Annotated in this window: 29 protein-coding genes; 21 read left to right on the forward strand and 8 right to left on the reverse strand. The window is 63.9% G+C overall.

The annotated features are described in order from the left end of the window. Positions 1-71: 71 nt before the first annotated feature. The 3 genes from AAFN84_RS09995 to AAFN84_RS10005 all read left to right on the forward strand — a co-directional run bounded on the left by AAFN84_RS09995 (position 72) and on the right by AAFN84_RS10005 (position 1857). Positions 72-497 carry a pilus assembly protein N-terminal domain-containing protein gene (locus tag AAFN84_RS09995; RefSeq protein WP_347514404.1) on the forward strand — a complete coding sequence of 142 codons (426 nt, stop codon included), beginning with the start codon at positions 72-74 and terminating at the stop codon, positions 495-497. Positions 498-623: 126 nt separating this feature from the next. Beyond that, positions 624-1202 (forward strand): TadE/TadG family type IV pilus assembly protein, encoded by a 579-nt coding sequence (locus tag AAFN84_RS10000; RefSeq protein WP_347514405.1) that lies wholly within the window; start codon positions 624-626, stop codon positions 1200-1202. A 25-nt stretch (positions 1203-1227) separates the two neighbouring features. Continuing rightward, on the forward strand, positions 1228-1857 hold the full coding sequence (locus AAFN84_RS10005) for a TadE/TadG family type IV pilus assembly protein (protein WP_347514406.1): 630 nt from the start codon (positions 1228-1230) through the stop codon (positions 1855-1857). Between the two features lie 4 nt (positions 1858-1861). On the opposite strand, the gene AAFN84_RS10010 is transcribed toward AAFN84_RS10005, so the two are convergent. After that, a complete protein-coding gene (locus AAFN84_RS10010) occupies positions 1862-2764 on the reverse strand; it encodes a PhnD/SsuA/transferrin family substrate-binding protein (RefSeq protein ID WP_347514407.1) in 903 nt (300 codons plus the stop codon). 120 nt (positions 2765-2884) lie between these two features. Between AAFN84_RS10010 and AAFN84_RS10015 the strand changes: the two genes are divergently transcribed. The 11 genes from AAFN84_RS10015 to AAFN84_RS10065 all read left to right on the forward strand — a co-directional run bounded on the left by AAFN84_RS10015 (position 2885) and on the right by AAFN84_RS10065 (position 13984). Then, positions 2885-4114, forward strand: a complete 1230-nt coding sequence (locus AAFN84_RS10015; protein WP_347514408.1) for a phosphopentomutase — start codon at positions 2885-2887, stop codon at positions 4112-4114. Beyond that, on the forward strand, positions 4107-5000 hold the full coding sequence (gene mutM / locus AAFN84_RS10020; protein WP_347514409.1) for a bifunctional DNA-formamidopyrimidine glycosylase/DNA-(apurinic or apyrimidinic site) lyase: 894 nt from the start codon (positions 4107-4109) through the stop codon (positions 4998-5000). Before AAFN84_RS10015 ends, mutM begins: the two co-directional genes overlap by 8 nt. Positions 5001-5039: 39 nt before the next feature. Further along, positions 5040-5813: an enoyl-CoA hydratase gene (locus AAFN84_RS10025; RefSeq protein WP_347514410.1), complete on the forward strand. Its 774-nt coding sequence runs from the start codon at positions 5040-5042 to the stop codon at positions 5811-5813. 172 nt (positions 5814-5985) lie between these two features. Continuing rightward, entirely contained in the window at positions 5986-6252 is a 267-nt protein-coding gene (rpsT, locus tag AAFN84_RS10030; protein WP_347514411.1) for a 30S ribosomal protein S20, read from the forward strand. Between the two features lie 781 nt (positions 6253-7033). Next, positions 7034-8572 carry a chromosomal replication initiator protein DnaA gene (dnaA, locus tag AAFN84_RS10035; RefSeq protein ID WP_347514412.1) on the forward strand — a complete coding sequence of 513 codons (1539 nt, stop codon included), beginning with the start codon at positions 7034-7036 and terminating at the stop codon, positions 8570-8572. A 183-nt stretch (positions 8573-8755) separates the two neighbouring features. Then, positions 8756-9874, forward strand: a complete 1119-nt coding sequence (dnaN, locus tag AAFN84_RS10040) for a DNA polymerase III subunit beta (protein WP_347514413.1) — start codon at positions 8756-8758, stop codon at positions 9872-9874. Between the two features lie 25 nt (positions 9875-9899). Further along, positions 9900-11039, forward strand: a complete 1140-nt coding sequence (gene recF / locus AAFN84_RS10045) for a DNA replication/repair protein RecF (protein WP_347514414.1) — start codon at positions 9900-9902, stop codon at positions 11037-11039. A gap of 40 nt (positions 11040-11079) precedes the next feature. Then, complete coding sequence (locus AAFN84_RS10050; protein WP_347514415.1) at positions 11080-11841, forward strand: molybdopterin-synthase adenylyltransferase MoeB; 762 nt, start codon at positions 11080-11082, stop codon at positions 11839-11841. A 3-nt stretch (positions 11842-11844) separates the two neighbouring features. Beyond that, the gene (locus AAFN84_RS10055) at positions 11845-12333 is read left to right on the forward strand and encodes a GNAT family N-acetyltransferase (protein WP_347514416.1); all 489 of its coding nucleotides are present in this window, start codon (positions 11845-11847) and stop codon (positions 12331-12333) included. Beyond that, the gene (locus AAFN84_RS10060; protein WP_347514417.1) at positions 12330-13580 is read left to right on the forward strand and encodes an aconitase X catalytic domain-containing protein; all 1251 of its coding nucleotides are present in this window, start codon (positions 12330-12332) and stop codon (positions 13578-13580) included. Before AAFN84_RS10055 ends, AAFN84_RS10060 begins: the two co-directional genes overlap by 4 nt. Further along, on the forward strand, positions 13577-13984 hold the full coding sequence (locus AAFN84_RS10065) for a DUF126 domain-containing protein (RefSeq protein WP_347514418.1): 408 nt from the start codon (positions 13577-13579) through the stop codon (positions 13982-13984). The genes AAFN84_RS10060 and AAFN84_RS10065 overlap by 4 nt, the downstream gene beginning before the upstream one ends. Before the next feature lie 248 nt (positions 13985-14232). Here AAFN84_RS10065 and AAFN84_RS10070 read toward each other — a convergent pair whose 3' ends face one another. Continuing rightward, positions 14233-15234 carry a D-glycerate dehydrogenase gene (locus tag AAFN84_RS10070; protein ID WP_347514419.1) on the reverse strand — a complete coding sequence of 334 codons (1002 nt, stop codon included), beginning with the start codon at positions 15232-15234 and terminating at the stop codon, positions 14233-14235. A gap of 179 nt (positions 15235-15413) precedes the next feature. Between AAFN84_RS10070 and AAFN84_RS10075 the strand changes: the two genes are divergently transcribed. After that, positions 15414-15971 (forward strand): SH3 domain-containing protein, encoded by a 558-nt coding sequence (locus AAFN84_RS10075; protein WP_347514420.1) that lies wholly within the window; start codon positions 15414-15416, stop codon positions 15969-15971. Between the two features lie 2 nt (positions 15972-15973). Here AAFN84_RS10075 and AAFN84_RS10080 read toward each other — a convergent pair whose 3' ends face one another. Continuing rightward, a complete protein-coding gene (locus AAFN84_RS10080) occupies positions 15974-16951 on the reverse strand; it encodes an adenosine deaminase (protein WP_347514421.1) in 978 nt (325 codons plus the stop codon). 112 nt (positions 16952-17063) lie between these two features. Here AAFN84_RS10080 and ubiE point away from each other — a divergent pair, with 112 nt between their 5' ends. The 6 genes from ubiE to AAFN84_RS10110 all read left to right on the forward strand — a co-directional run bounded on the left by ubiE (position 17064) and on the right by AAFN84_RS10110 (position 23654). Beyond that, the gene (gene ubiE, locus AAFN84_RS10085) at positions 17064-17840 is read left to right on the forward strand and encodes a bifunctional demethylmenaquinone methyltransferase/2-methoxy-6-polyprenyl-1,4-benzoquinol methylase UbiE (protein ID WP_347514422.1); all 777 of its coding nucleotides are present in this window, start codon (positions 17064-17066) and stop codon (positions 17838-17840) included. A 13-nt stretch (positions 17841-17853) separates the two neighbouring features. Beyond that, the gene (gene ubiB / locus AAFN84_RS10090; RefSeq protein WP_347514423.1) at positions 17854-19428 is read left to right on the forward strand and encodes a 2-polyprenylphenol 6-hydroxylase; all 1575 of its coding nucleotides are present in this window, start codon (positions 17854-17856) and stop codon (positions 19426-19428) included. Between the two features lie 55 nt (positions 19429-19483). Then, positions 19484-19753, forward strand: coding sequence for a plasmid stabilization protein (locus AAFN84_RS10095; protein WP_347514424.1), 270 nt, complete (start codon positions 19484-19486; stop codon positions 19751-19753). A 2-nt stretch (positions 19754-19755) separates the two neighbouring features. Beyond that, on the forward strand, positions 19756-20178 hold the full coding sequence (locus AAFN84_RS10100; RefSeq protein ID WP_347514425.1) for a type II toxin-antitoxin system VapC family toxin: 423 nt from the start codon (positions 19756-19758) through the stop codon (positions 20176-20178). Further along, positions 20175-21401, forward strand: a complete 1227-nt coding sequence (gene coaBC / locus AAFN84_RS10105) for a bifunctional phosphopantothenoylcysteine decarboxylase/phosphopantothenate--cysteine ligase CoaBC (protein ID WP_347514426.1) — start codon at positions 20175-20177, stop codon at positions 21399-21401. Before AAFN84_RS10100 ends, coaBC begins: the two co-directional genes overlap by 4 nt. Positions 21402-21662: 261 nt before the next feature. Then, positions 21663-23654 carry a BCCT family transporter gene (locus AAFN84_RS10110; protein WP_347514427.1) on the forward strand — a complete coding sequence of 664 codons (1992 nt, stop codon included), beginning with the start codon at positions 21663-21665 and terminating at the stop codon, positions 23652-23654. 40 nt (positions 23655-23694) lie between these two features. Here AAFN84_RS10110 and AAFN84_RS10115 read toward each other — a convergent pair whose 3' ends face one another. From AAFN84_RS10115 to AAFN84_RS10135, 5 genes are read right to left on the reverse strand one after another with little or no spacing between them, the layout of a single operon-like run. Continuing rightward, the gene (locus AAFN84_RS10115) at positions 23695-24081 is read right to left on the reverse strand and encodes a VOC family protein (protein WP_347514428.1); all 387 of its coding nucleotides are present in this window, start codon (positions 24079-24081) and stop codon (positions 23695-23697) included. Positions 24082-24109: 28 nt separating this feature from the next. Further along, positions 24110-24475 carry a hypothetical protein gene (locus AAFN84_RS10120; RefSeq protein ID WP_347514429.1) on the reverse strand — a complete coding sequence of 122 codons (366 nt, stop codon included), beginning with the start codon at positions 24473-24475 and terminating at the stop codon, positions 24110-24112. Then, entirely contained in the window at positions 24472-25482 is a 1011-nt protein-coding gene (locus tag AAFN84_RS10125) for an SRPBCC domain-containing protein (protein ID WP_347514430.1), read from the reverse strand. The genes AAFN84_RS10120 and AAFN84_RS10125 overlap by 4 nt, the downstream gene beginning before the upstream one ends. A 9-nt stretch (positions 25483-25491) precedes the next feature. Then, positions 25492-25932 (reverse strand): SRPBCC domain-containing protein, encoded by a 441-nt coding sequence (locus AAFN84_RS10130; protein WP_347514431.1) that lies wholly within the window; start codon positions 25930-25932, stop codon positions 25492-25494. Further along, positions 25922-26275 carry a metalloregulator ArsR/SmtB family transcription factor gene (locus AAFN84_RS10135; protein ID WP_347514432.1) on the reverse strand — a complete coding sequence of 118 codons (354 nt, stop codon included), beginning with the start codon at positions 26273-26275 and terminating at the stop codon, positions 25922-25924. The genes AAFN84_RS10130 and AAFN84_RS10135 overlap by 11 nt, the downstream gene beginning before the upstream one ends. Between the last annotated feature and the right edge of the window lie 22 nt (positions 26276-26297).

The following is a 26297-nucleotide window of genomic DNA, read 5'->3' on the forward strand; positions in this document are numbered from 1 at the left end:
ATCCCACTTAACCCTTGGTTCACCAATCTCGTTCATCTTCCTTTCAACTGTACAAAAGCTGGAGAGTTCGCATGAAGGCGCGTCGCCTCACTCGTTTTGCAACGGCGGCATTGGCGCTGCTTGCCGCGACGTCCAACGTCGCGCTTGCGGCCGAACCCATCCAGGTGCTGATGAACCAGGCGAAGATCGTCAAGCTGGCGCGGCCGGCGGACACGATCGTGATCGGCAATTCCGAGATTGCCGACGCGGCGGTGCAGGATCCGTCGACCATTGTGCTGACAGGGCGTGACTTCGGCGTCACCAATCTCGTCATCCTCGATGCCGACGGCGTGCCGATTGTCGACGAGCAGATCGTCGTCTCGCGTCATTTCAGCAATTCGGTGCGCATCTATCGCCGGTCGGACGTGCAGACACTGTCATGCACGCCTTATTGCGAGAGCTCCTTCAAGAGCGAAGCGGAGCAGCGCTCCGAAGGCGAACTGAGCGCCGGGCAGTAACGTCGTTCTCCAAATGGTTGACGACAACTTAACCCGATAGCTGCAATTCGAAAGACCCGCAAAACCGGAACGCAACCCATCTCCGCTATACAGTCCGCCATGACATTCCATTGACGGGATGAGGACATGACGGACTTGACTACGGACGATCCCCAAAAGGCGCGCGCTACGCGTCGAAAGGGTCTGCTTCGACGGTTTTCGCGCAATTCGAAAGGCAGCATCGCGATCGAATTCGCCGCGCTTGCCCTGCCCTTTTCCATGCTCGTCTTCGCGATACTCGAAAGCTGCATCTCGTTCGCTGCACAGCAGGTGCTGTCGAACGTGACCGACGACATCGCCCGGGAAATGCGCACGGGGCAGATCAGGGCCGCAACGCTGGATCCCGAAGATCTGGAGGAAAGGATCTGCAACCGGCTGCAGATCGTTGTCTCAACGGGCTGCCCTGGCTTGGAAATCGACCTGAAGGAATACGATTCCTTCGAGGACGCCGCGAAACAACGGATCGAGTACACGTCGACCGGCGACATCGACACGTCTGACTTTTCGATCGAGATCGGCCTGTCGGGCTCCAAAAACCAGCTTCGCCTGTTCTATCGCTGGCCGGTGATCACCGATTTCATGCGTAGATCGATGGCCAATCTGCCGGATGGCAAGACGCTGCATTTTGCAAGCGTCACCTGGCAGAACGAGCCGTTCGACGATTGAACACTACCGGCGGGGGCATAATTCGATGAAAACTTTGGTAGATGAAGTGCAGGGCCGGCTACGCAGTGCGGCGCGCGCAGTGCGTGCTCTGGCGAGCGATCGGCGCGGTGTGGCCGCCGTGGAGTTCGCCTTCATCGCACCGGTGCTGCTGAGCCTCTATTTCGTGACGATGGAAGTCTCGCAGGCCATCGAGACCAACAGGAAGGTCAGTCGTGTCGGCTCGATGGTGGCCGACCTGGTCACGCAACAGTCCAGCGAAGTGCCGAAGGATGAGTTGGAAGCGATCATGAAGATCGGCAGCGTGATCCTGCAACCCTACAATCGCTCGGAGCCGACGATCACTGTCACGGCCATCTATCTCACCGACGAGAACAACCCTGACGCAGAGGTACAGTGGTCGCGCAAGATGACCGGGACCAGCTTCGGCGAAGGACCAGCGAAGGATACGATCACCTCCGTGCCCGACACGCTGAAAATCAGGAACACGTTCCTCATTCGCGTCACCAGCGAACTTGACTACGAACCCGTGATCACATGGTCAGCAAAGAAGGAGGCTGCACTGGGTTTTGCTGCCGCGTTCGATGGGATCGGCATGAAGGAAACATATTACCTGCGTCCTCGCATGACGGAACGGATCGAATGCAAGGGCTGCTAGCAGTTCACTCCCCCGCATCGCGTCCGGACAGGGCAGCCACCGCCTCGATCACTGCCGCGTAATCGCCCTGTGCGGCGGCAACGAAGCCGCCACCATAGTGATTTGCCAGATAGGCCGGCATGTCCGGGTCCCGCCCGCCAATCTCGACGAGCAGCCGCCTCAGCAGATCCAGGCGCTCGGGTGCGATGTCCGAGCGTACGGCATGCGGCCCGTAGCGCAGGATGTCCGAGCGCCAACCGATCTCGTAATCGTCGGCCTCCAGCCCGGCTGCCTCGAGACGCTCGGGCGTTCCGCCCACGAGCGCTTGGCCACCATCGGGCCAAGCGGGCATCCAGCCAAAGAACGCATCGACACCGCCTTTGACGAACATCGTCTCGGCTTCGGCCAGGCTCTCGGTTTGAATGAGCGCCTCGCGCCCGCCGGCCGCGCCGTCGCCCGGCCACAGAGCCATGGGCGCGAGCGTGGCTGCCAGACTGTCGCGCGGACCGGTCGCGATCCTTTCGGGCGGCGCGCCCGGCCTGAGAAGAAGAATGGAGCGCAGGCCGATCGCGCCCGTGGAATCGACTGGAGACACGACGGGTTCGAGGCATTCGCAGCGGATCGATGCGGCGGCGTAGGCTGCCGCGCTGTAGATGGCGTAGTCGAGCCGGCCGCCGATCTGGCCGTGGATGAGCGCTTCATAGTCGCGCGCTGCGACGACCTCCACCGGCAGACCGAGCGCTTGCGAGAACATGGCCTGGATGGCCGAGAGGCCTTCAACCACGGGCGTGTCGCCAACCACCATGCCGATGCGAAAGGGTTGCTGGGCTTGTCCGGTATCATCGTTCGCCGCGACGCTGCCGATGCCAGCGAGGACAAGCGCCGAGGCCAGGGAGAGCCGTTTGGTCCAGTTGCGCAAGCAAGTCACGTGGCGCGCCTTCCGTGTTGGTGCAGGCATGCATTCTGGCATCGCGGGGTTTCCGAATTGCCAAGATGGCCACGCGCGCCTATCTCTGCTCAAGATTTCTGGTGAAAGGTCCATCGTTACATGGCTCGCGCATTCCTGTTCGTGCTCGATTCCTTCGGCATAGGGGGCGCTCCGGATGCCGCGCGGTTCGGCGACGAGGGCGCCGACACGTTCGGGCACATCGACGCCGAATGCGCACGCGGCAATGGCGACAGGGCCGGGCTGCGGGCGGGACGGCTGCACCTGCCGAACATGCGCTCCCTGGGGCTGTGGCATGCCGGCGCGCTGGCGACCGGGAGAGCAATGCCTCACGGCGCCGTGACGGGTTTCTTCGGTGCTGCAACGGAAACGTCGAGCGGCAAGGATACGCCATCGGGCCATTGGGAGATCGCCGGCCTGCCGGTCGATTTCGAGTGGGGCTATTTTCCCGATACGCAGCCGGCCTTCCCCGCCGCGTTCACGCAGGCGCTGATCCGAGAGGCTGGACTGCCGGGGATTCTGGCAAACTGCCATGCATCCGGCGTCGAGGTGATCGAGCGCTTTGGCGAGGAGCATGTGCGCACCGGCAAGCCGATTTGCTACACCTCCGCCGACTCGGTCATCCAGATCGCCGCCCACGAGACGGATTTCGGGCTCGAACGGCTGTATGAGCTTTGCCGCATCGGCCGACGCCTTGCCGACCCGCTCAATGTCGGCAGGGTGATCGCGCGGCCATTCATCGGCGAGACGGTGGACACGTTCGAGCGGACGCCCAATCGCAAGGACTTCGCCACGCCGCCGCCTGAAGCGACGCTGCTCGACAGGCTGACGGAGGCCGGGCACCAGGTGCTCGCTGTCGGCAAGATCGGCGACATCTTCGCGCATCGCGGAATCTCCAACCTGCGCAAGGCGCCCAACAACATGGCGATGTTCGACGCGGCACTGACGGCGATGGACGATGCCGGCGCGGGGGACTTCGTCTTCGCCAATTTTGTCGACTTCGACACGAATTTCGGCCATCGGCGCGACGTCGCGGGATACGCGGCCGCACTGGAAGCGTTCGACGCCAGGCTGCCCGAGGCATTGGCGAAGCTGCGCGAGGGCGACATGCTGATGCTCACAGCCGACCACGGATGCGACCCGACCTGGAAAGGCACCGACCACACGCGCGAGCGTGTGCCCGTGATCGGGACCGGTCCGGGGCTCAAGGTCGGGCCGGTCGGGGTACGGCAGAGCTTCGCCGATATTGGCGAGACCGTCGCAGAGCATCTGGGCATAGCGCCAGGTCGGCACGGGACATCGTTCCGCAGGCAGCTTGCCGCGGATGCCTGAGCTACCGGAGGTCGAAACCGTCAGGCGCGGGCTGCAGCCGGTCTTCGAAGGCTCGCGCATCGTGCGTGTCGAGCAGCGACGCGCGGATCTGCGCTTCCCCTTCCCGGCTGCGTTCGCCGAAAGGCTGACGGATCGCTCCGTGGTCTCGCTGGGGCGACGGGCGAAATACCTGACCATGCACCTCGACCGCGACCCGGTGCTGATCTGCCATCTCGGCATGTCCGGTTCGTTCCGCATCCTGAGCGGCGGCACACAGGCGATGCCGGGCCAATTCCACCACGAGCGCTCGCGCAACGAAGCCCACGACCATGTGGTGTTTCACCTGCTCGACCGCACGGGCGGCGAGCACCGCGTCGTCTTCAACGATCCACGGCGCTTCGGCTTCATGCTGTTTGCCGATGCCGCGACGCTGCACGAACATGCATCGCTTGCCGGGCTCGGCATAGAGCCGACGGGCAACGCACTGGATGGCCGGCTGCTGGGCGATCTCTTTCGCGGCAGACGCGCACCGCTCAAGGCGGCGCTGCTCGACCAGCGGCTGATCGCCGGCCTCGGCAACATCTATGTGTGCGAAGCGCTGTGGCGGGCCGGCCTGTCGCCTCGGCGGACGGCCGGATCGATCGCGCCGGCGCCCGGGCGGTCCAACCTGCGGTGCGACAGACTCGCCGGCGCCATTCGCGAGGTCATCGCCGACGCGATCGCCGCAGGCGGATCATCGCTGCGCGACCACGCCCAGGCGGACGGTTCGCTTGGCTATTTCCAGCATTCCTTCAGCGTCTACGATCGCGAAGGGCAACCATGCCCCCGGCCCGGCTGCGGCGGGACGGTGTCGCGCATCGTCCAGAGCGGCCGCTCGACATTCTATTGCCCGGCCTGCCAGCGTTAGCTATGGGGCTCAATCTGCAAGCGCCAAAGGGAGAGACCAATGTCCTATGAAACGATCCTCGTGGAAACCCGCGGCAAGGTGGGGCTGATAACCCTCAACCGCCCAAAGGCACTGAATGCGCTCAATTCCCAGGTGCAGGCGGACGTGCTCTCCGCATTGCAGACGTTCGACGCGGATGACGCGGTGGGCGCCATCGTCCTGACCGGCTCGGAAAAGGCTTTCGCGGCCGGAGCCGACATCAAGGAGATGAGCGAGAAGTCCTACATCGACATGTACATGGCCGACTTCTTCGCCGGCTGGGATGCGATGCTGCGCGTGCGCAAGCCCATCATCGCGGCGGTTTCGGGCTACGCGCTGGGCGGCGGCTGCGAACTCGCCATGATGTGCGACTTCATCATCGCCGGCGACAACGCCAAGTTCGGCCAGCCGGAAATCAGCTTGGGCGTCATGCCGGGCATGGGGGGCTCGCAGCGCCTCACACGCTTCGTCGGCAAGTCGAAGGCCATGGACATGTGCCTGACCGGGCGAATGATGGACGCCGCAGAAGCGGAGCGGTCGGGCCTCGTGTCGCGCGTGGTGCCTGCCGCCGACCTGCTCGATGAGGTGATCAAGGCCGCCGACAAGATCGCGTCCTTCTCGTTGCCTTCGGTGATGATGAACAAGGAGGCGGTCAACCGGGCCTATGAGACCACGCTTTCCGAGGGGCTGCGCTTCGAGCGCAGGGTGTTCCATTCGATGTTCGCGCTCGACGACCAGAAGGAGGGGATGACCGCCTTCATGGAAAAGCGGCCGGCGGCGTTCCGCAACCGCTGAAATCGCTGCAGCACGAGTCGCATGAAGCGTTGACGCGCCGAGAAAGCTTAGCTATAAGCCGCCCCGACTGGGTGGCCTGAGGCTGCCCCTTTTGATTATTGCGCCTGGCCGCATTCCCGCTTTCGGGAAAGGTCTGCCGGTCGCCAAGCTGACATAGTGAGAGAGAGACATCATGGCCAATACGCCTTCGGCCAAAAAGGCTACGCGCAAAATCGCCCGCCGCACCGCGGTCAACAAGAACCGCCGCTCGCGCGTGCGCACCTTCTTGCGCAAGGTCGAAGAGGCGCTGGCAGCCGGAGACAAGGACGCCGCGCAGGCCGCCTTCACGGCCGCACAGCCGGAGCTGATGCGCGCTGCCTCCAAGGGCGTCTTTCACCGCAATACGGCATCGCGCAAGGTTTCTCGCCTTGCCCAGCGCCTCAAGTCGCTGAACGCCTGAATTAGCCTGCATCGATGGAATGGAAAGCCTGGCGCATGCGCCAGGCTTTTTTCGTTTGCCCGCTACCCTCATGTGACTGTATCTTGGGCAGCAAGGTCATTTGACTAGCTTTGCCGGCACATCAGGCCTGCACCTGCCCGGCAGTTCACCTCGCGCCTTGATCAGCCGCCGAGTCTGCAAAAAATACCGTTCTAAAACAGCGGATTGCGGAGGGTTGCCGCGCCCCTGCGAGGCTGGCGCCGAGTCTCTCCGAAAGGCCCGAGAGTCAAGCATTTTTTGTGGCAAAAATTGGCTTGAGCGGCCCGTTGTCGAATTGTTTTGAATCACAACGGTTTGGGAAAAAACGATTCTCTGGAGCCTCCGAGTCAAGCTGAATCTCGGCACCGAATCATGAAAAATTCCTTACCTGTCTATTGCCCTCCAGACACCGTTTTCGGTAGTGTCCGGACATCGAAAAGGCGGGGCGATAGCCTAGCCGATCCAGCCAGACAGCGGCGATCGAACGGCGCGGATTCACATCCGCGCGGGCCGAAGACGTGCCTTTTCGCGGACAGGGGATTGCAGCGTTGCGGGACTTTTGGCTCCAGGAGCATCTCCTGGGGGCGGAATTGCGTTGACCTGCGAGGGGTCGACGCAGAGCAGCGTTGCGCGACGAACACAAGGAGACGGCGAGCCGACAGGAACTACGAGGAACGGCGAATACAAACAATGCGTCGTCAAGTCGGATGCGGACAAGAACGACAGCGACGCGGGGCGGCAATTACACAGGGAAATTTCAAGCATGCAGAGCGGCATCGAAGAAACGGGAGCCGGATCGGTTTCATTTGTCCCAGCAACACAGGTCGAGGAAACGGTCATGGCATCATCAGGCGGGTCGGACGCAAATTTCGAGCGCGTTAAGGCCCAACTGAAAGCCAGACTCGGTAACGATGTCTATTCAAGCTGGTTCGGGCGGATGAAACTGGCGGAAGCGTCCCGCGGCATGGTGCGGCTTTCCGTTCCCACCGCCTTCCTGCGCCAGTGGATCAACAACCACTATCTCGACGTGATCAGCGAACTGTGGAAGCAGGCCGAACCGGCAACGCTGAAGGTCGAAATCGTCGTGCGCTCGGCGACCCGCGGAATTCTCATTCCCGTGGAAGACGACCGTAGCGCGGCGAAGAAGGCTCAACGGCCCGCGACGACCAGCGCGCCGTCGGCAAACACGCCTCGCCTCGAAGCCGGCGCATCCGCCCATACCGCGGCACCCGACCGACAGGGCAGACAGGCCGTGCTCGGCTCGCCGCTGGACAGCCGGTACACGTTCGATTCCTTCATAGAGGGGTCGTCCAATCGCGTCGCCTTCGCGGCCGCCAAGTCGGTGGCGGAAGCCTCGGCCAGCGCGCTTCGCTTCAACCCGCTGTTCATCCACGCCTCTGTCGGCCTCGGCAAGACGCACCTGCTGCAGGCGATCGCGGCAGAAGCGATCCGGCTGAAGCCCAACGCCCGCGTCGTCTACCTGACCGCCGAATATTTCATGTGGCGCTTCGCGACCGCGATCCGCGACAATTATGCGCTGCACCTGAAGGAGCAGCTTCGCGACATCGACCTTCTGATCATCGACGACATGCAGTTCCTGCAGGGCAAGTCGATCCAGCACGAGTTCTGCCACCTGATCAACATGCTGCTGGACAGCGCCAAGCAGGTCGTCGTGGCAGCGGACCGTCCACCATCGGAGCTGGAGTCGCTCGAACCACGCGTACGCTCACGCCTCAATGGCGGCGTGGCGCTCGAAATGGCCTCGCCCGACTACGACATGCGCCTTTGCATCCTGCGCCAGCGTTATGCAGCGGCAATGGTCGACATGCCGGCCCTGAGCATTCCCGAGGAAATCCTCTCCCACATCGCCCAGACGGTGACGGGCAGCGGTCGGGAGCTCGAAGGCGCGTTCAACCAGATCCTTTTCCGCCAGACGTTCGAACCGGAAATGTCGATCGACTGGGTGAAGGAGGTGCTGGGCAACATCTACAGCACCGGCGAACCGAAGCGGGTGCGCATCGAGGACATCCAGCGGATCGTCGCGCGCCACTACAATGTGTCGAAGACGGAACTGCTGTCGAACAGGCGCACACGCACGATCGTCAAGCCGCGCCAGGTGGCGATGTACCTCGCCAAGGTGATGACGCCACGATCGCTGCCGGAGATCGGACGCCGGTTTGGCGGACGCGATCACACGACGGTCCTGCATGCGGTGCGCAAGATCGAGGGGCTGTCGGATTCCGACAACACGATGGCTCAGGAAATCGAACTGCTGAAGCGCCTGATCGCCGAACAGGCCTGAACCGGACAGGGCTGATTTTCCTTCGGAAAAGCGGATGCGGGCGGCTTGCAAAGGTTGCCCGCACTTGCGTTTCGCGGCATTTGCCTTCAGGGTCTATTTCCATTTACGCGCCCGCCAACGCCCGTTCGGGGACCGCTTGGCAGCGCCATTCCGAAATTTTCTGCCTGCGAGAGCCTGCGTGTCATGCGTGTAACCCTCGAACGCTCAAATCTCCTCAAGTCGCTGAACCACGTGCACCGCGTGGTGGAACGTCGCAACACGATTCCGATTCTGTCGAACGTGATGCTTTCGGCCTCCGGCGCCAGCCTCGAAATGAAGGCGACGGATCTGGACCTCGAGATCACCGAGGCGACGGCCGCCAATATCGAGCAGGCGGGCGCCACCACGGTTCCGGCGCACCTGCTCTACGACATCGTGCGCAAGCTGCCCGACGGGGCGGAGGTGATGCTGAAGATGGACGAGAGCGGCAATGCGATGTCGGTCATTTCCGGCCGCTCGTCCTTCCGCCTCCAGTGCCTGCCGCAAGCGGATTTCCCCGAACTGACAGCGGGGTCGTTCAGCCACATCTTCCGGATGGATTCCGAGGCGTTGCGCGGGCTGATCGAGAAGACCCAGTTCGCCATCTCCACCGAGGAAACACGCTACTACCTGAACGGCATCTACTTCCACACCCACGAGGAAGGCGGCAAGCTGAAGCTGCGCTCGGTGGCCACCGATGGCCATAGGCTGGCGCGCGCCGAGATGGAGGCGCCCGCAGGTTCGGAGGGCATGCCGGGCATCATCATTCCGCGCAAGACGGTGAGCGAACTGCAGAAGCTGGTCGACAACCCGGAAGTCGCGGTGACGACCGAGCTGTCGGACACCAAGATCCGCTTCACGATCGGCAGCGTCGTCCTGACATCGAAGCTGATCGATGGCACGTTCCCCGACTACCAGCGCGTGATCCCCACCGGCAACGACAAGAAGCTGGTCATCGACCGGCAGAGCTTCGCCCAGGCGGTGGACCGCGTATCGACGATCTCGTCGGAGCGCGGCCGCGCGGTGAAGCTGGCGATCGCATCGGGCCAGGTGACGCTGACCGTCAACAACCCGGATTCGGGCAGCGCGACGGAAGAGATCGCGGCGGATTACGATTCCGATCCGATCGAGATCGGCTTCAACGCAAAATATCTGCTCGATGTCGCAGCCCAGCTTTCGGGCAGCGAGGCGCGCTTCATGCTGGCGGATGCCGGTTCTCCGACGCTGATCCATGACGTGGCCGACGAGCACGCGCTCTACGTGCTGATGCCGATGCGTGTCTAGGCACGACGGGCGGCCGGATGACGCGATGGCGCAGACGCACGTTTCACGGCTTCTGCTGACGGATTTCCGCAACTATGCAAGCCTGGCGCTGGACTTCGCGCCCGGCGCGGTCGTGCTAACAGGCGACAACGGCGCCGGCAAGACAAACCTGCTGGAAGCCATCTCCTTCTTTTCGCCAGGCCGGGGGCTGCGCCGCGCGGCCCATGAGGACGTCGCGCGCGCAGGCGCGCAAGGCGGCTTCGCGGTTCATGGCCGCGTCGAAGGCGCGTTCGGGGAGGTGGAGATCGGCACGGGAACGCTGTTCGACCGCGCGATGGCGGGGGAAGGCTCCGGCCGCAAGGTTCGCATCAACGGCGCAACCGCACGCTCGGCCGACGACATGCTGGAATGGCTGCGCGTGATCTGGCTGGTGCCGGCGATGGATTCGCTGTTCACCGGCCCGACGGCCGAACGTCGCCGCTTCATCGACAGGCTGGTTCTGGCGATCGATCCCACGCATGGCAGGCGGGCGCTCGATTACGAGAAGGCGATGCGCGGGCGCAACCGGCTGCTGGCCGAGCAGGCTCGCGATGACGCGTGGTTCGAGGCCATCGAGGTGCAGATGGCCGAAACCGGCACGGCCATCGCCGCAGCGCGGGTCGAGATCGTCCGCCTGCTTTCCGCCATGGTCGAGCGGCTGCCCGACGACAGCCCGTTTCCAAAGGCCGATATCGCGCTTGCCGGCACGCTGGAGGAGGCGCTGGGCGCTCAGGCGGCGGTGGATGTGGAAGAAGGTTTCCGGCGGGCGCTGGCGGACAACCGATATCGCGACAGGGCGGCGGGCCGGACGCTCGAGGGCCCGCACCGCTCGGACCTGCTGGTGCGACACCGGCCCAAGGACATGCAGGCGGCGTTGTGCTCAACGGGAGAGCAGAAGGCGCTCTTGACCGGGCTTGTGCTTTCCCATGCGAGGCTGGTGACCGAACTGTCTGGAGCGGCCCCCATCCTGCTGCTCGACGAGATCGCGGCGCATCTGGATGCCGGTCGTCGCGCCGCACTGTTTTCCATCCTCGACGACTTGAACTGCCAGGCATTCATGACCGGTACGGACGCTTCCCTCTTTTCAAGCCTCGAGGGACGCGCGCAGTTCTTCAGCGTGTCAGGCGGAGCGGTTCACTCAGCCTGACACGCTGACAAGCGTCGCGCGTGAGCTTATGCTCGTCGGCATGGACCAGACGCAGCCCCTCTCCCCGGAAGAACTCGAGCGCTACGCGCGCCATATCGTGCTCGCCGAAGTCGGCGGGCCGGGCCAACAGAAACTCAAGCGCGCACGTGTGCTGGTGATCGGGGCCGGCGGCCTCGGCGCACCTGTGCTGCATTATCTGGCGGCGGCGGGCGTCGGCACGCTGGGGATCGTCGACGACGACATCGTCTCGCTCTCCAACCTGCAGCGCCAGGTGATCCACGATACCGACAGCGTTGACCGCCCGAAGGTGGACAGCGCCCGGGGTACGCTGGCGCGCATCAATCCGCATGTGAGCGTCGAGGGCCACAAGATGCGGCTGACGCTCGACAATGTGGCCACGCTCGTCGCCGCCTACGATCTCGTGATCGACGGTTCCGACAATTTCGACACCCGCTATGCCGTGGCCGACGCATGCGCGCAGGGCGGCAAGCCATTGGTGACCGGAGCCGTCGGCCGCTTCGACGGCTCGGTCACTGTGCTGAAACCGTTCGAGACGGATGCAGAGGGACGCCGCAATCCCTCCTATCGCGACCTTTTCCCGGAGCCGCCGCCGCGCGACTTGGTGCCGTCCTGCGCGGAGGCGGGCGTGCTGGGTGCGCTGGTCGGCGTGATCGGCACGCTGCAGGCGATGGAAGCGATCAAGCTGATCACCGGCATCGGCGAGCCGCTGGTGGGACGGCTGCTGATGTATGACGGGCTCGGCGCGAATTTCGAAACGGTGCGTTACAAGGCACAAGGTTAGTCTTTGCTTACCAAGACACAGATAGCGCTGCAGCGCGTCGATGCGGACTTCGACCGCATGGCTGAATTGCTCGCACTCGTTTTGCGCGCGTTCGCCTATATGGATGGCGTGATCGATCCTCCGTCATCGGCCAAGCGGCTGACGGTCGAGAGCCTGCGGAACAAGTGCGCAGGCGAGATCGCGACGGTCGCGCTGGATGCAGGGGCCATCGTCGGTTGTGTCTTTCTTTCCGAGAGCAGCGACCATTTCTACCTCGGCAAACTGGCCGTCGATCCAGCACGCCAGGGCGCCGGCATCGGCAAAATGCTGATGGCTGAGGCCGAGCGGATCGCGCTGGCAGCCGGCAAGCCGGTCATCGAGCTGCAGACACGTGTCGAACTGACCGGCAACCAGTCGGCGTTCGCCAGGATGGGCTTCGTGGAGACAGCGCGCACGGCGCATGACGGCTATGATCGCCCGACCTCGATCACCTTGCGCAAGGCGCTTTCATGAGCCTGGCACTGACAGCGGAGGAACGCGCGACAGCCGCTGGCAACGACGGCGCAGCAATGGCAATGCGTATCGTCGCCGACGCCGCCCGCCTGATGGGCGCCGACCGGCTCATACCGATACAGTCGGCGCATATCGACGGCGCGCTCTATCATGGCGATTCCGGCACCCATTTCGCCGAGAAGCTCGTCGCGGGCGGCGCGAGGGTCGTGGTGCGTTCGACACTGAACGTCGGGGCATTGGACCTGATGGGATGTTCACGCGTGAGGCTCGAGGAGCCAGCGCGCGGAATGGCGCGCCGGATGATGGAGGCCTACCGGACGCTTGGTTGCGAGGCGACGTGGACCTGCGCGCCGTATCAGGCGGGACATCGCCCGGAAAAGGGCAGCGACGTCGCCTGGGGCGAATCCAACGCCGTGGTGTTCTGCAATTCGGTGCTGGGCGCGCGCACCAACCGCTATGGCGATTTCCTCGACATCGCCTGCGCCATCGCCGGGCGGGCGCCGGATTACGGATTGCACCAGCCAGAAAATCGCCTCGCGCGGGTGGTGTTCGATGTCTCCGCCCTTCCCTCCTGGCTTCTTGGCGCGGAAATCGCCTGGCCGGTTCTGGGCAGCCTGTATGGACGCCAAGTCGGCGAGGCGGTCGGCGTCGTATCGGGGATCGATGTGCAGCCGGGAGAAGACTCGCTCAAGGCTTTCGGCGCGGCTGCCGCCTCGACGGGCGCGGTTGGACTGTTCCATATCGCCGGCGTGACTCCGGAAGCGCCGGACCTCGGCTCGGCACTTGGCGGCGCGGAACCGGACGAGGTCATCGCCGTGACGCCAGCGATGTTCGCCGATGCAAAGGCGCGGCTTTCCACAGCCGAGAGGCCGGCGCGCATCGACGCCGTCGCCATCGGCAGCCCGCATCTGTCCGCCGACGAACTGGCCAGGCTCGAAGCGCTCATTGCGGGCCGCAAGCTCGCTGTACCGCTTTATGCCTGCACAGGCCGTCACGTGCTGGCCGGACTCAACGCGCTGCGCCGCACGGCACTGGAGAATGCCGGCGTCGTTCTGGTCGCCGACACATGCGTGGTCGTCACGCCCATCCTTCCCGACCTCGATGGTGGTGTGCTGATGACAAATTCCGGCAAGTTCGCGCAATATGCTCCCGGCAATACCGGCTATGCCGTGCTTTACGGCTCGCTGGAGGAATGCGTGAACAGCGCGGCATTGGGTAAGCCTATGCTTACGGAAATTCCACGATGAAGGCGGATGTGCTCGTCGAAGGTGAAGCAGGAACCGGCGAGGCGCTCGTGCTGACCGCGCCGATCAGCTTCTGGGGTGGCGTGGAACCGGCCACCGGACGCATCGCCGACGTTCGGCATCCCGAGCACGGCCAGTGCATCGCCGGCCACGTGCTCTTCCTGCCCGGCACCATCGGCTCGTCGTCAGCCTCGGCGGTGCTGCTGGAGCTGGTCCATGCCGGCAAGGCGCCGGCGGCCCTCGTGCTGCACGAACCCGATGCCATCCTTCTCCTCGGCCTCGTCGTCGCCAGGGAGATGGGCTGGGCAACACCGGTGGCGATGCGGCTCGATCGTGAAACCTTCGGTTCCTATGCGGGAAGCCGCGTGCACGTGGGCACGGATGGGACCGTGGTGATCGTCAACTGAGTGGGCGATGAGCAGGTCCTGTGATCGCTCATCGGCGCCGTTGAATTCGTCGTCAAGGTTCAGGCATGGATCCCCGACACTCCTCCGCTTCGCTCCGGATGCCGAGGATGACGAGGGTTATATGGAAATCACCAGTGCTGGCGATTGACATAAATCCACAATCCCAATCGTCATCCCCGAGCTTGACCCGGGGATCCATGCCGGAACGCCAGTTAAAAGCGATCGGTGGAGGAACCGCCTCCGCCGGCTCACACCCGCGAGGGGAGGACCCGATCTGGCGGCCGGTGGCCATCGAAGAATGTGCGGATGTTGATGATGACCTTCTCGCCCATGTCGACGCGGCCTTCGATGGTGGCCGAACCCATATGCGGCAGGATCAGCACCTTGCCCTTGGCCGCCAGCTTGAGAAGCTTGGGGCTGACGGCCGGTTCGTGCTCGAACACATCCAGGCCGGCGCCCGCGAGCTTGCCGGTCTCGAGCATCTTCACCAGGGCGTCCTCGTCGATGATGTCGCCGCGCGCGGTGTTCACCAGATAGGCGGAGGGCTGCAGCAGTGCCAGCCTCCGCGCCGACAGCAAGTGGAAGGTAGCCGGCGTCGACGGACAGTTGACGGAAATGATGTCCATGCGGGCGAGCATCTGGTCGAGGCTCTCCCAATAGGTCGCTTCCAGCGCGTCCTCGGTGGCCGGCGCGACGCGCTGGCGATTGTGGTAGTGGATGGAGAGCCCGAATGCCTTGGCGCGACGGGCAACCGCCGTGCCGATGCGCCCCATTCCGACGATACCCAGCCGCTTTCCCCAGATGCGGTGGCCCAGCATCCAGGTCGGCGACCAGCCACCCCACTTGCCGTCTCCCTTGAGAACGGCGGCGCCTTCCGTCAGGCGGCGCGGCACGGCCAGCATCAGCGCCATGGTCATGTCGGCGGTGTCCTCGGTGAGCACGTTCGGCGTGTTGGTCACGACGATGCCCTTCGCCGCCGCCGCCGCGACGTCGATGTTGTCCACCCCATTGCCGAAATTGGCGATGAGCTTGAGGTTGGGGCCGGCCTGGGCGATCAGCGCGGCGTCGATCTTGTCGGTGACGGTCGGAACCAGCACGTCGGCTTCGCGCACTGCGGCGACCAGTGCAGGCTGCGTCATGGCGACGTCTTCGACGTTGAGGCGGGCGTCGAACAGCTCCCTCATTCGAGTCTCGATCGCGTCCGGCAGCTTGCGCGTAATCACGACGAGAGGCTTTTTCCTGCCAGCCATTGCTTCCTCGAATCCGGGCCTTGTTGAGACCTCTTTAACCAAGATTGGCGACACTTGGAATTGGCGTCGGCAGGGTCGTGGCTTCGATCCTGTGTATCAATCCACCCTGTCGATGACAAAGGAAAAGGGTTCGGCGTGCCCCATGCGGCCGCCACGTCCAGAGAGTGTGAGTCAAAGACATGTCACTTCGCGCAATGTTTCGCGTGATCATTTCCGGCGCACTGGCCGTCCTCGGCGTCGCGGCGGCCGGCATATCCACACCTTCATCCATCGCATGGGCCCAAAGCGCGGCAGTCGGCCCGAGCGGGCTCCCGCTGCCACGCTATGTCAGCCTCAAGTCCGGCCGCGTCAATCTGCGCATCGGTCCGGGCCTGAACTATCCCGTCGACTGGCTGTATCTGAAGTCGGGCGTGCCGATGGAGATCATCCAGGAATATGACAACTGGCGCCGCGTTCGCGACGCGGAGGGAGCGGAGGGCTGGATCAACCAGTCGCTGCTTTCCGGCCGCAGGACTGCGATCGCCGCACCGTGGCAACGCGGCAAGGAGGCGGAGCTTCTGCTGCGCGCAGAGCCCGACACCACCTCGCGCATCGTCGCCAAGCTGGAGCCCGGCGTGATCGGGACGATCAAGACCTGCAACGGGCAATGGTGCGAGATGACCTTCTCGGGCCACAGCGGCTGGCTGAGCCAGACGCAGATATGGGGCGCCTATCCCGGAGAGGTCTACCAGGACTGAGTTCAGGCTTTCGGTGCAGCATCGAGCCGGGCAAGCAGCGCCGCGCGGGTCTTGCGGTCCACGAAAGCCGCCTCGATCGCCGTGCGCGTGATTGCCGCGAGGTCCTTGCGCGTCAGGCCGAAATGCTCGGCGGCGACATCATATTCGCGCTTGAGCGTCGTCCAGAAATAGGGCGGGTCATCGGAGTTGAGCGTCACCTTGCAACCAGCCTTCCGAAGGGCGAGGAACGGGTGCGCGGCGAAATCCGGGAACACCTTTAACTCGATGTTGGAGACGGGGCACACTTCCAGCACCACCCCCTGGTCGGCGATGCGCCTGACGAGATCAGGATCCTCGATCGCCCTCACGCCGTGGCCGATCCGTGACGGCCTGACATGGTCCAGCGCGTCGCGCACGCTGTCGGCACCCCCGAATTCGCCGGCATGGACGGTAATGCCGAGGCCCGCCTCTCGCGCGATCTCGAAGGCACGGACATAGTCTTCCATGGAGCCGATCCGCTCGTCGCCGGCAACACCGAAGCCGGTGACGAGCGGATGGCCGCACGTGGCGGCAAAGCGCGCAGCCTTCTCTATCGATTCCACGCCGACGTGACGTACGCCCGTGACGATCATGCGGCCTTCAATGCCGGTCTTGGCCTTCGCGCGCGCCATGCCCTCGCCCAGCGCCTCGGTATAGGCCTTCGGAGACAGGCCAGCCTTCACCGCGTGATCCGGGGAGGTGAACACCTCGGAATAGATGGCACCATCGCGCGCAAGGCTCGTCAGATAATGGTCGGCAAGCCGCGCATAGTCATCTTCCGAGCGAAACAGGTCGGCGGCGAAATCATAGGCCTGAAGGAATGAGGTGAAGTCATCCCAGACAAAGGAGCCATCGCGAATGAACGGTTCGACGGACCGATTATACTTGCGGGCCTGCTCGACGACCAGTTCCGGCGCGGCCGCTCCTTCTATGTGACAATGCAATTCCGCCTTCAGCACCATTCCCCGTCTCCCGTTCGCCGCCGCCGGGCGCGGCCTATCATCGCGGCGGGGACAATAGCGCCCACGGTCGGGATCGGCTATGGTCCGGCCCGAAAATGAATGGATGAACAGCATGTCGGAACAGCGCACCACCGCCACGGGCGGCATGGAGACGGCCTACGGCTTTCGCGAAGTCGGCGCGGGTGAGAAGCAGGGGCTCGTGAACGAGGTCTTTCACAAGGTCGCCAACCGCTATGACCTGATGAACGACCTGATGTCGGGCGGGCTGCACCGGCTGTGGAAAGACGCCATGGTCGCCTGGCTCAATCCGCCGAAGAGGCCGGGCTGGCGCGTTCTGGACGTGGCAGGTGGGACCGGTGACGTGGCCTTCCGCATAGTCGAGGCTTCGCGCGACAACGCCCATGCCACCGTGCTCGACATCAACGGCTCGATGCTCGCCGTGGGCCGCGAACGCGCCGAGAAGCGCGGGCTTGCCGCCCATGTCGACTTCGTGGAGGCCAACGCCGAAGAACTGCCGTTCGAGGACCGGACCTTCGATGCCTATACGATCGCCTTCGGCATCCGCAACGTGCCGCGCATCGAGGTGGCCCTGTCAGAGGCCTATCGCGTGCTGAAGCCGGGCGGCAGGCTGCTCGTGCTGGAATTCTCCGAGGTTGAGATGCCGCTGCTCGACAAGGTCTACGAGGCCTGGTCGTTCAACGCGATCCCCCGGATCGGCGAATTCGTCGCCGGCGACGGAGAGCCATACCGGTATCTCGTCGAATCGATCGCCCGGTTTCCGAACCAGCAGAATTTCGGCGCCATGATCGGCAGGGCGGGCTTCGACCGCGTGACCTGGCGCAACTACTCCGGCGGCATAGCGGCGCTGCATTCCGGCTGGAAGCTGTGAGGCGGCACCTCGCATGAGCACAGTAGCCGCCTGGTTCCGGCTGGTCCGCGCCGGCTGGATCATGACCCGCGAGGGCGTGGTCGGCGCGCTGCCGGGCGACCAGCTCACCGGACCGCCCCGCACGGCATGGGGCATCGCGAAACTCCTTGCCCGGCGCACCACCCGGAGCCGTGAGCGCAGCCAACGCATGACGCGCGCGATCAACCGGCTCGGCCCCTCCTACGTCAAGCTCGGCCAGTTCCTCGCGACCCGGCCGGACGTCGTGGGTACCGATATCGCCCTCGACCTTGCCAACCTGCAGGACCGGATGGAGACATTTCCCACCGCGCTTGCGGTGGCGGAAATCGAAGAATCGCTCGGCAGGCCGGTGACCGAACTTTACGAGACGTTCGAGGAGCCGATCGCAGCGGCTTCGATCGCGCAGGTGCATCCGGCCACGATGATCCGCGACGGGATCCTGGAAGACGTCGCGGTCAAGGTCATCCGCCCCGGTGTCCGGCGGCGCTTCTACAACGACCTCGAAAGCTTCTTCCTCGCGGCGCGGCTGCAGGAACAGTTCGTTCGCTCCTCCCGCAGGCTGAAGCCGGTCGAGGTGACGAAGACCCTCGCCCAGACGACAAAGATCGAGATGGACTTGCGGCTGGAGGCGGCGGCGATCTCCGAGCTTGCGGAGAACACCAAGGGCGACCCGGGCTTCCGCGTCCCATGGGTGGATTGGGAGCGCACCGGCCGCGACGTCATCACCATGGAGTGGATCGCCGGCGTCAAGATGAACGACATCGACGGGTTGCGCGCTGCCGGGCACGATCTCGCGCAATTGGCGGCGACGCTCATCCAGTCCTTCCTGCGCCATACGCTGCGCGACGGCTTCTTCCACGCCGACATGCATCCCGGCAATCTCTTCGTCGAAGCCGACGGCACGATCGTTGCCGTCGATCTCGGCATCGCGGGACGCCTCGGCAAGAAGGAGCGGCGGTTCCTTGCCGAGATTCTCTACGGCTTCATCACGCGCGATTACCTGCGCGTGGCCGAAGTGCATTTCGAGGCCGGCTATGTGCCGCGCACCCATGACGTGCATGCCTTCGCGCAGGCCATCCGGGCCATCGGCGAGCCCATTCACGGCCAGCCAGCAGAGACGATCTCGATGGCGCGCCTGTTGACGCTTCTGTTCGAGGTGACAGAACTGTTCGACATGCAGACGCGCACCGAACTGGTGCTGCTGCAAAAGACCATGGTGGTGGTCGAGGGCGTGGCGCGCACGCTCGACCCGGCCTTCAACATGTGGCGGACGGCCGAGCCGGTGGTGGGCGACTGGATCAGGGCCAATCTCGGCCCGCGCGGTATGCTGGACGACGCGCGCGAGGGGCTGGGCGCCATGGTGTCGCTGGCGCGCCAGGCACCGGAACTGGCTGCGCGCACCGAGCGCCTGTCACGCGAGATCGATGCCATGGCCGAGAACGGGCTGCGCTTCGACGACGAAACCGCGCACAAGATCGGCCGGGCGGAGGCGCGCCACACGCGCTCCGGCCGCATCGCGCTGTGGGTGATCGCTGCAACGCTGGTCTGGATCGCGTGGCAGATGGCGTGATAGCATTGACAGCAGTGCTAGCACTCACTAGCTTATGTGGGCAAAGGAAACGCTTTTGGCTGCGCTGACGATCAGGAACATCGACGATGAAACCAAGCAGGCCTTGCGGCTGCGTGCTGCCAGGCATGGCGTTTCGATGGAACAGGAAGTCCGCACCATTCTGAAGAACGCCGTACTTTCAAGCCACCCGAAAGAACGCAGCGACGAGAGGCCGGGGCGGAACTTCTACGAATCCATCCGTGAACTGGTCGAACCTTACGGGGGATTTGACTTGGACATTCCCGAACGTTCCAAGGATATGCGTGACCCGCCCGTGTTCGAGTAGACATGCTGGTATTGGACACCAACGTCGTATCCGAATTGTTTCGGCCAAGCCCTGCCCCTGCTGTCGTCGATTGGTATGTGAGTCAATTTCCTGAAGATCTCTTCGTAACCGCGATCACGAAAGCCGAATGTCTTCTGGGAGTCGAATTGATGGCGGCGGGTCGGAGAAGAGATGGCCTAGCCTCGGCGATCAAGACGTTCTACGAGGATCGCCTGATTACACCTGTTCTCCCGTTTGGCGCTCTTGAGGCTGAGCATTTCGTGGAGATCGTGGTGTATCGAAGATCGACGGGCAGGCGCATCGGGGAGTTCGATGCGCAGATTGCCGCGATCACCCGGTCCCGCGGTTTTTCCATCGTCACCCGCAACGTCGACGATTTCACGGAGTGCGGTGTCACGGTGATCAATCCCTGGGAGACCGCATGACCCTTTCCGGTAAACGCGTCCTGCTCATCATCGGCGGCGGCATCGCGGCCTATAAATGCCTCGACCTGATCCGCAGGCTTCGCGAGCGCGGAGCTGCCGTGCGCTGCGTGATGACGAAGGGCGCGCAGGAATTCATCACGCCGCTGTCCGTCGGAGCCCTGTCTGCCGACCACGTCTTCACCGACCTTTTCGACCGGCAGGACGAGCATGATGTCGGGCATATCAGGCTGTCGCGCGAGGCGGACCTCGTCGTCGTCGCGCCGGCCACCGCCGACCTGATGGGCAAGATGGCCAACGGGCTTGCCGACGACCTCGCCTCGACGACGCTGATGGCGACCGACAAGCCGGTGCTTGTGGCGCCGGCGATGAACCCGCGCATGTGGGCCCACGCCGCCACGCGGCGCAACCATGAAACGCTGAAGCGCGAAGGCATCCATTTCGTCGGACCCGGCAAGGGCGAGATGGCGGAAAGCGGAGAGGCTGGCGATGGCCGCATGGCCGAGCCGTTGGAAATCGTTGCGGCGGTCGAAACCCTTCTCGACGGGAAGCCGAAACCGCTCGCAGGCAAGAAAGTCGTGGTGACCTCCGGGCCGACCCACGAGCCGATCGACCCGGTGCGCTACATCGCCAATCGTTCGTCGGGAAAGCAGGGCCACGCGATCGCCGAGGCGCTTGCGAGGCTTGGTGCCGATGTCCGTCTCATTGCAGGACCGGTGGCGATAGCCGACCCCGCAGGCGTGACGGTCATGCGGGTGGAGACCGCGCGCCAGATGAAGGACGCCGTGCTTGCATCCCTGCCCGCCGATGCCGGCGTCTTCGTCGCGGCGGTCGCCGACTGGCGCACCGAGGGCGAGGCAGGGCAGAAGATGAAAAAGCAGGAAGGCAAGGGGCCGCCCGCGCTGCAGATGGTCGAGAACCCCGACATCCTCGCCACCGTCGGACACCACGAGAACCGCCCTGCCCTGGTGATCGGTTTTGCCGCCGAAACCGGCGACCTTGTCGAGAATGCGCGCAGCAAGCTTGCAAGGAAGGGCGCCGACCTGATCGTTGCCAACGACGTGTCGCATGACAGCGGCGTCAACGCTTCGGGCGTGATGGGCGGAGACCGCAATCTCGTGCGCATCGTGTCGGTGGGGGGCGTCGAAGAATGGCCGGAAATGAGCAAGGACGACGTCGCCCGCAAGCTGGCTGATCTGATCGCGGAGCGCCTCGGGCGTGGGTGAGCCTGTCGGCCTCGTGAAGAGCCGCCGCGGCGTCTATCCGGGCTTGTTGCTGATCTACCAGGGCCGGCCTCCGCCTCGCCAGGCTTCGGCGAAGTGTCCCCGGGTTCCCTTCGATTCAGACGTATATTTCCCCTCCAGGTGGATTTCGTACGCCCATTCGGGCTAAAAGTCCTTTGATTTGCCCGTAGAACTCAAATGCCGGGGGCAAGACAGGCGACAATTTTCCGTCGCTCTACGATGGGCAACAAGGAGGGACCAACGATGTTCAAGACATTCGTGATCAACCCGCCGGTCTTTTTTGGCTCCGTCGCCATCATTGGCCTGTTTCTGGCAATAGGCATCGTGATGCCTGACCGCGCGGACGCCATTTTCGGTGGCTTGCAGGCCAACATTCTTGCGAGTTTCGGCTGGCTCTACCTGCTCTCGGTGGGCATTTTCCTTGCCGCCGTGCTGCTGTTCTGCCTCGGGCGCTTTGGTCAATTGAAACTTGGCCCAGATGATTCAACGCCGGATTTCCGCTTCGTGTCGTGGATCGCGATGCTGTTTGCCGCCGGCATGGGCATCGGCCTGATGTTCTACGCCGTCGGTGAGCCGATGACCCATTTTCTGGCCCCGCCGACCGCAGAACCGGGCTCGATCGCGGCGATGCGCGAATCGATGTCGGTGACGTTTTTCCACTGGGGCATTCATGCCTGGGCGATCTATGCCGTCGTCGGCCTGTCGCTGGCCTATTTCGGCTATCGCTACAACCTGCCGCTGACGATCCGGTCGGGCCTCTATCCCCTTCTCAAGGAGCGGATCAACGGACCTATCGGCCATGTCGTCGACATCTTCGCGATCGTTGGCACCATGTTCGGCATCGCCACCTCGCTCGGCCTCGGCGTGAGCCAGATCAATGCCGGCCTAAACTACCTGACCGGCATTCCGATCGGGCCCGGCGTACAACTTCCCCTGATCGCCGTGATCACCGCGCTGGCCACGATCTCGGTGGTGACCGGGCTCGACAAGGGCGTGCGCATCCTGTCGGAAACCAATCTCGTCGTCGCGATCGTCCTGATGCTCTTCGTGCTCGTGGTTGGGCCGACGGCACAGCTATTCCGCGACTTCGTGCAGAATCTCGGGCTCTATCTCGACACGCTGGTGCTGCGCACCTTCAACATCTACGCCTACGAGCCGACGCCCTGGGTCGATGCCTGGACACTGTTCTACTGGGCGTGGTGGATTTCCTGGTCGCCCTTCGTCGGCATGTTCATCGCGCGGATTTCGCGTGGCCGTACGGTGCGGGAGTTCATCGTTGCCGTGCTCTTCATTCCCGCGGGCTTCACCTTCTTCTGGATGACCGTCTTCGGTAACACGGCGATCTTCGTCGACACGGGAGTGGCGGCCGGTGAACTGGGCGCGGCGGTGGCGGCGGATGTGTCGGTCGGCCTGTTCCAGTTCTTCCAGTATCTGCCGTTTCCGGCTTTGACGTCGACGCTCGCGGTGATCCTGGTCGCCGTGTTCTTCATCACCTCTTCGGATTCCGGTTCACTCGTCGTCGACTCGATCGCCGCTGGTGGCGAAACCGAGACGACGACGGGCCAGCGTGTGTTCTGGTGCGTGCTCGAGGGTGTCGTTGCGGCAAGCCTGTTGCTGGCCGGCGGGCTTGGCGCATTGCAGTCGGCAACGATTGCGAGCGCCCTGCCCTTCACCTTCGTCATGCTGGCGCTGGTCTGGGCGCTTTTCAAGGGCATGCGTGCCGACGTTGCGCAGCAGGAAGCCCATGTCGGCGTGAGTTCGCCGCCGACGCAGCCTGCTTCCGGCCTGACGTGGCAGCGCCGGCTTGCGCTGATGTTGCATGCGCCTGAGCGCAAGGAGATCGAAGCCTTCATCGCAGGCGACGTGCGGGCCGCGCTCGACCAGGTTGCCAAGGAGCTCACCCAACGCGGTCGTGATGCGCATGTGCTCGAAGAGGAAAACGGGGCGGTGGCGCTGCGCTCTCCTGCGGAAGGGGTGCGCGATTTCCTGTATGGCGTCAGCCTGGCCGAGCACCGCCTGCCGTTCTTCTCGACGGTTGGAGCGGGCAAGCCGGAGTATCGCTACGAGGCGAGAACCTACTTCTCGAGCGGCGGGCGCGGTTATGACGTCATGGGTATGACCCGCGATCAGTTGATCCACGACGTCCTGGTGCAGTTCGAGCGCTACCTCAACCTCGTGCAGTCGCCGGAGACCCAGTTGGTGCATGGGGCACCGGAGCACGAAGTCCAGCTCTGAGCAGCCGGATCGGGCACCTCCGGGCGAACCCGCCCGGAGGTCACCCCTCGTGCAGCATGATGAGGTTGCCGCAGGTGTCGTCGAAGATGGCCATGGTCGGTGCGCCTTCCTGGCGGGTCGGAGTGCCCTGAAAGACCACGCCCAGACCCTTGAGCCGCTCATATTCGGCGATCACATCATCGCAGCCGAGCGACGTCAGCGGAATGCCGTGGTCGTAGAGCGCTTTTTGATACGTCCTGGCGAACTCGTAGCCGGCCGGCTCCAGCGACAGCATCGCGCCTGAGCCGTCGGCCGCCTGGATGGTCAGCCACCGATACTCGCCGGCCGGAAAGTCCTGGTGCTTCACGAAGCCGAGCGTGCCGACGTAGAAATCCTCGGCGCGTTGCTGGTCCGACACGATGATGGATGTGAGGTTGCAACGTATCATATCGCGGTCTCCCTTGGTTGTCCTTGCTTCACCACGCGCCCGAGCGCTCGTCGACGAGGTGGATGATGGAGGCCGGGCTCGATACCCAGAACCCCTTGAAGTCTTCACCGAGCGATTCGATCTCGTCGCATCGCACAACGCCTGCCTGCCGCAGGTGGCTGGCGGCGGCTTGCTTGTCGTCGGTGACGATTTCCAGCCACAGTTCCGCCTGGCTCATGGCCGGCGCCCGGTCGATCCAGAGCTGGCATCCGCCGAAGACGAAGCCGACAGACGGTTCATGTCCCTCGACTTGCGGCAGGCCGATCACGTCGCGATAGAACCGTACCGTCGCGTCGTATTGATGCGGCGGCACCTTCAGGGCGATGTTGCGGCCGCCTGAAAAATTCGGGCTCATGATATCCTCGTCAGATCGGGTTCTCGTTCAAAAAGTTCGTCGAGAAGGTCGAGCCACATCGACCAGCCGGTTCTCAACAGTTCGGCATCCTCATCGCTGGGCGCGGGGCCATTCCATCCGTTGTGCAGTTCGAGCCGCGATCGTCCTTCCGCCGCGTCTCGAAAGACAAGCGCGACAAACTCGTCGGCGTATGGGCTGGGATCGTCGCTTTCGATGGCGAATGTGAACTTGATGAAGTGATGCGGCAGCAGCGTCAGATATTTGCCTGAATGGACGAAGGTCTCGCCGTCGTCGCCGTCGGTCTCGACGCGAAAACGGCCGCCGACGCGCAAGTCGGATACCAGCCGCCCGAACCAGCGATTGAGAATTCCTGCATCGGTCCAGGCCGTGTACAGCGCCGCGGGCGAGGCGGCAAAGTCCCGCTCGACCGTGATTATGTGCTCGGGCATTACACCTGCTTCGGTGGTCAGAGCAAAACGCTCGCGATAGACCGCCTCCATGCGTGCGTGGGTCGACCAGAAGCCGCGCGGCTGATCGCCGTTGAGGACATCCTCAAGGACGCCCAGATGCGCGTCCCATCCACTCGCCACGCTGACCATCGTGTCACTATCGGCAAGGCGCCGATGGGTGACGACCAGCAGGACGTCGTTTCCGTCGGGAAAGAGTTCGAACGTCACTTCGCTGGCGCCACGGTCGCCGGGCCAGCTATAGGCGAGCGTGCGCGGCGGGTCCCATTGCGTGACGGTTCCCGGAAGCGGCGGGCTGTTCTCAAAGGCCTTGTAGCGATCCGGCGTTGGCTCATGCGAAAGCTCCGCATGGCGGAAAAGATGCTCGACCGCGCCGCCATTGCGCGGCTCCATGGGACCGGCGGCAAGCCATTTGCGGCGCTTTTCGGAATCGGTGAGATAGTCCCAGATACGCTCCGCGGGACCGGGAAGCAGCCGCTCGATCCTGACAGTGGCATCGGCGACGATCGTTCCGACGCCACCTTCAGTTCGGTCGGTCATGGCGCGCTCCTACCCCTCAACCAGCACCGCGAGCCCATCCAGCATCCGCGTCCATCCCGCCTTCGTCTGCTCGCCCCATTCGGCGAAGATCGCCGGCGACATCTCACTGGTCAGGGTGAGTTCGCACCCGGTGTCGAGCCGCACTATCTCGATCGTCACGCGATCGTATTCGGGGCTGATCGACGGAACGGCAAAGGTGAAGACCAATCGCCTCGGGCGATCGATCTCGAGATATTCACCGACATGCTCCAGGTCACCATTCGCGTCGCGCCTGACGAAGGAGAACGTGCCGCCGACACGCGCATCAACCCGCGCGCTGACGATCTCGCCATTCTGGTCACTGAAGATCCATCGTCTGGCGATCTCCGGCACGATCCAGGAGTCGAAGACACGCTCGGACGACGCGGCAAAGCGGCGCTTGACCTGCAGGGAGACTGTTTCAGTCGTCATTTTCGGGTCCTCCCACTTGTTCGTCCTCGGCGCGCAACAACGCCTCCAGCGTATCGAGCTGAGCCGTCCAGAAGCGCTGGTAATATCTCAGCCACGCTTCGGCCTCGGCCAAACGTGCAGCTTCGAGGCGGCAGAAATGCGTGCGGCCGCGGATTTCGCGACGGACCAGCCCCGCCGTTTCGAGCACCCTGACATGCTTGGAGGCTCCGGCGAGGCTCATTGAAAACGGGGCGGCAAGCGCGCTGACGCTGCGCTCGCCTGCCGACAGGTCCCGCAGCATTGCGCGACGCGTCGAATCGGAAAGCGCGTGAAACACCGCGTCGAGATGTTGTTGCTCAACCATGTGGTTTAATTAATCGGCGCGC

The organism is Mesorhizobium sp. CAU 1741 (assembly GCF_039839275.1).
In the GTDB taxonomy this organism is placed as follows: domain Bacteria; phylum Pseudomonadota; class Alphaproteobacteria; order Rhizobiales; family Rhizobiaceae; genus Aerobium.

Excerpts from the sequence above, each read along its gene's own strand:
- AAFN84_RS09995 (WP_347514404.1), top strand. The coding sequence starts at position 72 with ATGAAGGCGCGTCGCCTCACTCGTTTTGCAACGGCGGCATTGGCGCTG.
- AAFN84_RS10000 (WP_347514405.1), top strand. The coding sequence starts at position 624 with ATGACGGACTTGACTACGGACGATCCCCAAAAGGCGCGCGCTACGCGT.
- AAFN84_RS10005 (WP_347514406.1), top strand. The coding sequence starts at position 1,228 with ATGAAAACTTTGGTAGATGAAGTGCAGGGCCGGCTACGCAGTGCGGCG.
- AAFN84_RS10015 (WP_347514408.1), top strand. The coding sequence starts at position 2,885 with ATGGCTCGCGCATTCCTGTTCGTGCTCGATTCCTTCGGCATAGGGGGC.
- mutM (WP_347514409.1), top strand. The coding sequence starts at position 4,107 with ATGCCTGAGCTACCGGAGGTCGAAACCGTCAGGCGCGGGCTGCAGCCG.
- AAFN84_RS10025 (WP_347514410.1), top strand. The coding sequence starts at position 5,040 with ATGTCCTATGAAACGATCCTCGTGGAAACCCGCGGCAAGGTGGGGCTG.
- rpsT (WP_347514411.1), top strand. The coding sequence starts at position 5,986 with ATGGCCAATACGCCTTCGGCCAAAAAGGCTACGCGCAAAATCGCCCGC.
- dnaA (WP_347514412.1), top strand. The coding sequence starts at position 7,034 with ATGCAGAGCGGCATCGAAGAAACGGGAGCCGGATCGGTTTCATTTGTC.
- dnaN (WP_347514413.1), top strand. The coding sequence starts at position 8,756 with ATGCGTGTAACCCTCGAACGCTCAAATCTCCTCAAGTCGCTGAACCAC.
- recF (WP_347514414.1), top strand. The coding sequence starts at position 9,900 with ATGGCGCAGACGCACGTTTCACGGCTTCTGCTGACGGATTTCCGCAAC.
- AAFN84_RS10050 (WP_347514415.1), top strand. The coding sequence starts at position 11,080 with ATGGACCAGACGCAGCCCCTCTCCCCGGAAGAACTCGAGCGCTACGCG.
- AAFN84_RS10060 (WP_347514417.1), top strand. The coding sequence starts at position 12,330 with ATGAGCCTGGCACTGACAGCGGAGGAACGCGCGACAGCCGCTGGCAAC.
- AAFN84_RS10065 (WP_347514418.1), top strand. The coding sequence starts at position 13,577 with ATGAAGGCGGATGTGCTCGTCGAAGGTGAAGCAGGAACCGGCGAGGCG.
- AAFN84_RS10070 (WP_347514419.1), bottom strand. The coding sequence starts at position 15,234 with ATGGCTGGCAGGAAAAAGCCTCTCGTCGTGATTACGCGCAAGCTGCCG.
- AAFN84_RS10075 (WP_347514420.1), top strand. The coding sequence starts at position 15,414 with ATGTCACTTCGCGCAATGTTTCGCGTGATCATTTCCGGCGCACTGGCC.
- AAFN84_RS10080 (WP_347514421.1), bottom strand. The coding sequence starts at position 16,951 with ATGGTGCTGAAGGCGGAATTGCATTGTCACATAGAAGGAGCGGCCGCG.
- ubiE (WP_347514422.1), top strand. The coding sequence starts at position 17,064 with ATGTCGGAACAGCGCACCACCGCCACGGGCGGCATGGAGACGGCCTAC.
- ubiB (WP_347514423.1), top strand. The coding sequence starts at position 17,854 with ATGAGCACAGTAGCCGCCTGGTTCCGGCTGGTCCGCGCCGGCTGGATC.
- AAFN84_RS10100 (WP_347514425.1), top strand. The coding sequence starts at position 19,756 with ATGCTGGTATTGGACACCAACGTCGTATCCGAATTGTTTCGGCCAAGC.
- coaBC (WP_347514426.1), top strand. The coding sequence starts at position 20,175 with ATGACCCTTTCCGGTAAACGCGTCCTGCTCATCATCGGCGGCGGCATC.
- AAFN84_RS10110 (WP_347514427.1), top strand. The coding sequence starts at position 21,663 with ATGTTCAAGACATTCGTGATCAACCCGCCGGTCTTTTTTGGCTCCGTC.
- AAFN84_RS10115 (WP_347514428.1), bottom strand. The coding sequence starts at position 24,081 with ATGATACGTTGCAACCTCACATCCATCATCGTGTCGGACCAGCAACGC.
- AAFN84_RS10120 (WP_347514429.1), bottom strand. The coding sequence starts at position 24,475 with ATGAGCCCGAATTTTTCAGGCGGCCGCAACATCGCCCTGAAGGTGCCG.
- AAFN84_RS10125 (WP_347514430.1), bottom strand. The coding sequence starts at position 25,482 with ATGACCGACCGAACTGAAGGTGGCGTCGGAACGATCGTCGCCGATGCC.
- AAFN84_RS10130 (WP_347514431.1), bottom strand. The coding sequence starts at position 25,932 with ATGACGACTGAAACAGTCTCCCTGCAGGTCAAGCGCCGCTTTGCCGCG.
- AAFN84_RS10135 (WP_347514432.1), bottom strand. The coding sequence starts at position 26,275 with ATGGTTGAGCAACAACATCTCGACGCGGTGTTTCACGCGCTTTCCGAT.